Below are 6,104 nucleotides of genomic sequence, written 5' to 3'. Positions count from 1 at the left end.
AACGAACCGTCAGGTTGTACGGTAGCCGTGAAGGTTTGGGCGTCGCCATTGGCATCGGTCACTGTGATCGAGACGGTTTCACCTACTGGTAAATCAGTGGTGCCAGAAACAGTCGGCGTCGCATCGTTACCCATTGTCTGTGCGTCTAACGTAATGGTTGGTGCAGCGGTATCGATTTCACCGTTGTTGTCGGTAGCCGTTGTCGCGTTGCCTGCAGCATCTGTTGCAGTGGCTTCGACGGTATACGCACCATCGGCCATGTCAGCAGGCACGTCTGCGCTGAATGAGCCGTCAGGTTGTACGGTTGCTGTAAAGGTTTGGGCGTCGCCGTTAGCATCCGTTACCGTGATTGATACCGTTTCACCGACAGGCAAATCAGTAGACCCTGATACTGTAGGCGTCGCGTCGTTACCTGTTGTCTGCGCGTCCAGTGTAATGGTTGGCGCAGCGGTGTCGATTTCGCCGTTGTTGTCCGTTGCTGTTGTCGCGTTGCCCGCGGCATCGGTGGCAGTGGCCTCTACTGTGTAGGCACCATCCGCCATGTCTGCTGGCACATCAGCGCTGAATGAACCGTCTGGCTGTACCGTTGCGGTGAAAGTTTGGGCGTCGCCGTTAGCGTCTGTCACTGTGATCGAGACGGTTTCGCCGACAGGTAAGTCGGTGGTACCCGATACCGTTGGCGTCGCATCGTTACCCAGTGAGTGTGGATCAAGGGTGATGACTGGTGCAGCGGTATCGATTTCACCGTTGTTGTCGGTAGCGGTGGTCGCGTTGCCCGCAGCATCTGTAGCGGTGGCTTCGACGGTATACGCACCATCGGCCATGTCAGCAGGCACGTCTGCGCTGAATGAACCGTCAGGCTGTACGGTAGCGGTAAAGGTTTGGGCGTCACCGTTAGCGTCCGTTACCGTGATCGAGACGGTTTCCCCTACTGGCAAATCTGTGCTACCAGAAACAGTAGGCGTCGCATCGTTACCCGTTGTCTGTGCATCCAGTGTAATGATTGGTGCAGCGGTATCGATTTCACCGTTGTTGTCCGTAGCCGTCGTCGCATTACCCGCAGCGTCTGTTGCAGTAGCTTTAACAGTATAAGCACCGTCGGCCATGTCCGCAGGTACATCAGCGCTGAATGAACCGTCAGGTTGTACGGTTGCGGTGAAGGTCTGAGCGTCGCCGTTAGCATCTGTCACGGTGATCGACACGGTTTCGCCGACAGGTAAGTCGCTGCTACCAGAAACAGTTGGCGTCGCATCGTTACCTGTTGTCTGCGCGTCCAGCGTAACCGTTGGCGCAGCGGTGTCGATTTCGCCGTTGTTGTCCGTAGCCGTCGTCGCATTACCCGCAGCGTCTGTTGCAGTGGCTTCAACCGTGTAGGCACCATCCGCCATGTCAGCAGGCACGTCGGCACTGAATGTTCCGTCAGGCTGTACGGTTGCGGTAAAGGTTTGGGCGTCGCCGTTAGCATCCGTTACCGTGATTGATACCGTTTCACCGACAGGCAAATCAGTAGACCCTGATACTGTAGGCGTCGCATCGTTACCTGTTGTCTGCGCGTCCAGTGTAATGGTTGGCGCAGCGGTGTCGATTTCACCGTTGTTGTCGGTGGCAGTCGTGGCGTTGCCTGCTGCATCTGTTGCAGTGGCTTCGACGGTATAAGCACCGTCGGCCATGTCCGCAGGGACATCGGCGCTGAATGAGCCGTCAGGTTGTACGGTCGCCGTGAAGGTCTGTGCATCACCGTTGGCATCGGTCACCGTGATCGACACGGTTTCGCCAGCAGGTAAATCGGTGGTGCCTGATACCGTTGGTGTGGCGTCATTACCCGTGGTCTGCGCATCTAACGTAATGGTTGGCGCAGCGGTATCGATTTCACCGTTGTTGTCCGTAGCCGTCGTCGCGTTGCCTGCAGCGTCTGTAGCAGTGGCTTCTACGGTGTAGGCACCGTCGGCCATATCCGCTGGGACATCAGCGCTGAATGTTCCGTCAGGTTGTACGGTTGCCGTAAAGGTTTGGGCATCGCCATTAGCGTCTGTCACGGTGATCGACACAGTTTCACCAACTGGCAAATCTGTGGTGCCTGATACCGTTGGTGTGGCGTCATTGCCCGTGGTTTGTGCATCCAGTGTAATGGTTGGCGCGGTTGTATCAACTTCACCGCCAACTTCCGTTGTTGTTGCTGTATTTCCAGAAGCATCGGTGGCGGTGGCTTCTACCGTGTAAGCACCTTCAGCAAGAGCAGTAGGTACATCGGCGCTAAATGTTCCGTCAGGTTGCACGGTCGCCGTGAAGGTCTGTGCATCACCATTAGCATCCGTCACCGTGATTGAGACGGTGTCACCGGCTGGAAGATCGGTGCTTCCAGAGATAGTCGGCGTCGTGTCGGTATCAGGGGATTGTGGATCTAACGTGAGCGATGGCGCTGCAGTATTTAATACTCCACCATTATCTGTAGTAGACGTTGTATTACCTGCTGCATCAGTGGCAGTCGCTTCAACGGTATAGGCACCTTCTGCGATATCTGCTGGTACATCGGCACTGAACGAGCCATCAGGCTGGACGGTTGCCGTAAAGATTTGGGCATCGCCATTAGCATCCGTTACCGTAATCGATATAGTTTCTCCGGTTGGTAAATCAGTAGTTCCTGACACTGTGGGGGTGGCGTCATTGCCCGTATTTTGAGGATCTACTGTTACCGTTGGCGCAGCGGTGTCGATTTCGCCGTTATTGTCTGTAGCCGTTGTCGCGTTGCCCGCTGCGTCTGTTGCAGTGGCTTCAACCGTGTAGACACCATCGGCCATGTCCGCAGGGACATCAGCGCTGAATGAGCCGTCAGGTTGTACGGTTGCCGTAAAGGTTTGGGCGTCGCCGTTTGAATCGGTCACTGTGATCGAGACGGTTTCACCGACAGGCAGATCCGTGGTGCCTGATACTGTTGGTGTGGCGTCGTTGCCCGTGGCTTGCGCGTCCAATGTAATTGTTGGCGCAGCGGTGTCGATTTCACCGTTATTGTCTGTAGCCGTTGTCGCATTGCCCGCAGCATCGGTGGCAGTGGCATCTACCGTGTAGGGACCGTCGGCCATATCGGCAGGAACATCGGTGCTAAATGAACCATCGGGTTGTACGGTTGCGGTGAAGGTTTGTGCATCACCATTAGCATCCGTTACCGTGATAGAGACAGTTTCGCCGACAGGTAAATCAGTGGTGCCTGATACTGTGGGTGTCGCGTCGTTACCCAAAGTCTGAGTGTCCAGCGTTAACGTTGGGTCAACAGTATCGATTTCTCCATTAATGTCGGTAGCGGTAGTCGTATTGCCCACCGCATCGCTAGCAGTGACTTCGACGGTGTAAGCACCATCCGCCATATCCGCAGGGACATCGGCGCTGAATGAACCGTCGGGTTGAACCGTGGCCGTAAAGGTTTGGGCATCACCATTAGCATCCGTTACCGTGATCGACACGGTTTCACCGACTGGCAGATCCGTGGTACCTGAAACTGTTGGTGTGGCGTCATTGCCTGTATTTTGAGGATCTAGTGTTACCGTTGGCGCAGCGGTGTCGATTTCGCCGTTGTTGTCGGTAGCGGTGGTCGCGTTGCCCGCGGCATCGGTGGCAGTGGCATCTACCGTGTAGGCTCCATCCGCCATATCGGCAGGAACATCTGCGCTGAATGAACCATCGGGTTGTACGGTTGCCGTGAAGGTTTGTGCATCACCATTAGCATCCGTTACCGTGATAGAGACAGTTTCGCCGACAGGTAAGTCTGTGGTGCCTGATACTGTGGGCGTCGCGTCGTTACCTGTATTTTGAGGATCTAGTGTTACCGTTGGCGCAGCGGTGTCGATTTCACCGTTGTTGTCCGTGGCCGTCGTGGCATTACCCGCTGCGTCTGTTGCAGTGGCTTCAACAGTATAAGCACCGTCGGCCATATCGGCAGGGACATCAGCGCTGAATGTTCCGTCTGGCTGTACCGTTGCCGTAAAGGTTTGAGCGTCGCCGTTGGCGTCAGTAACCGTGATCGAGACGGTTTCGCCGACAGGTAAGTCTGTGGTGCCTGATACTGTAGGCGTCGCGTCGTTACCCGTTGACTGAGCATCCAGCGTAATAGTTGGTGCAGCTGTGTCGATTTCACCATTGTTGTCAGTTGCCGTTGTCGCGTTGCCAGCTGCGTCTGTAGCAGTGACGTCAACCGTGTACGCACCGTCGGCCATGTCCGCAGGCACATCGGCACTGAACGAGCCATCAGGCTGTACCGTTGCCGTAAAGGTCTGAGCGTCGCCGTTGGCGTCCGTGACTGTGATCGACACGGTTTCGCCGACAGGTAAATCAGTAGTTCCCGACACTGTTGGTGTTGCATCGTTACCTGTTGTCTGCGCGTCCAACGTAATGGTTGGCGCAGCGGTGTCGATTTCACCGTTGTTGTCGGTGGCAGTCGTGGCGTTACCTGCTGCATCTGTTGCGGTGGCTTCAACGGTATAAGCACCGTCGGCCATATCTGCAGGCACATCGGCACTGAACGAGCCATCAGGCTGTACCGTTGCCGTAAAGGTCTGAGCGTCGCCATTGGCGTCAGTTACCGTGATGGACACGGTTTCACCGACTGGCAAATCTGTGGTGCCTGATACTGTAGGCGTCGCGTCGTTACCCGTTGACTGAGCATCCAGCGTAACCGTTGGTGCAGCGGTGTCGATTTCGCCGTTATTGTCTGTAGCCGTTGTCGCATTGCCCGCAGCATCGGTGGCAGTGGCATCTACCGTGTAGGCACCGTCGGCCATATCTGCAGGCACATCGGCACTGAACGAACCGTCAGGTTGTACGGTAGCGGTGAAGGTTTGGGCATCACCGTTTGAATCGGTCACCGTGATCGAGATTGTTTCACCGACAGGCAAATCAGTGGTACCTGATACTGTTGGTGTGGCATCGTTACCCGTTGTCTGCGCATCCAGCGTGACGTTAGGTGCGGTAGTATCAACTTCACCGTTGTTGTCCGTAGCTGTCGTGGCGTTGCCCGCAGCGTCTGTAGCAGTAGCTTCAACGGTATAAGCACCGTCGGCCATGTCCGCAGGCACATCAGCGCTGAATGAACCGTCAGGTTGAACAGTGGCGGTAAAGGTTTGTGCATCACCATTGGCATCCGTTACCGTGATGGACACGGTTTCACCAGCAGGTAAGTCTGTGGTGCCAGATACTGTTGGCGTTGCGTCATTATCCGTTGTCTGCGCGTCCAGCGTGACGGTAGGTGCGGTAGTATCAACTTCACCGCCAACTTCTGTTGTCGTTGCTGTATTCCCAGAAGCGTCTGTAGCTGACGCTTCGACTGTGTATGCGCCTTCAGCTAAATCTGTAGGCACATCGGTGCTGAATGTTCCGTCAGGTTGAACAGTGGCGGTAAAGGTTTGGGCATCGCCATTGGCATCGGTTACCGTGATCGAGACGGTCTCACCCGCCGGTAAATCCGTTGTGCCAGATACCGTGGGTGTAGTATCTGAATCGGGCGATTGTGGGTCTAAAGACAGTGATGGAGCGGCGGTGTTCACTTCACCGCCAGCTTCTGTTGCTGTAGTTGCATTACCAGCAGCATCGGTGGCAGTCACGTCAACCGTGTAAGCACCTTCAGCTAGATCCGCAGGTACATCCGCACTGAACGAACCGTCAGGCTGAACTGTCGCGGTGAAGGTTTGCGCGTCGCCATTGGCGTCCGTTACCGTGATCGATACCGTTTCGCCAGCAGGCAAATCTGTGGTACCCGATACTGTTGGTGTGACGTCATTGCCTGTATTTTGTGGATCAACGGTGACTGTTGGTGCGGAAGTATCAACTTCACCGCCAGCTTCTGTTGCTGTCGTTGTATTACCCGCAGCATCGGTGGCAGTCACATCTACCGTGTACGCACCGTCGGCTAAGTCCGCAGGTACATCGGCGCTAAATGAGCCGTCAGGCTGTACGGTTGCGGTGAAGGTTTGGGCGTCGCCGTTGGCGTCAGTTACAGTAATCGATACCGTTTCACCAGCAGGTAAGTCTGTGGAACCTGAAACGGTTGGTGTAGCGTCATTGCCTGTATTTTGTGGGTCAACGGTGACTGTTGGTGCGGCAGTATCAACTTCACC

Annotated in this window: 1 protein-coding gene; it reads right to left on the bottom strand. The window is 55.5% G+C overall.

The genetic code is table 11. From position 1 onward, the window contains the following. The coding region (locus BFC18_RS19905) for an Ig-like domain-containing protein (protein ID WP_170826634.1) at positions 1-6,104 on the bottom strand (6,104 nt) is incomplete at both ends.

It is taken from the genome of Alteromonas confluentis (genome assembly GCF_001757105.1).
Taxonomy (GTDB): Bacteria; Pseudomonadota; Gammaproteobacteria; order Enterobacterales; family Alteromonadaceae; genus Alteromonas; species Alteromonas confluentis.
The sequence above is the reverse complement of the archived record's forward strand: the minus strand, read 5'-3'. Positions and strand labels throughout refer to the sequence as shown.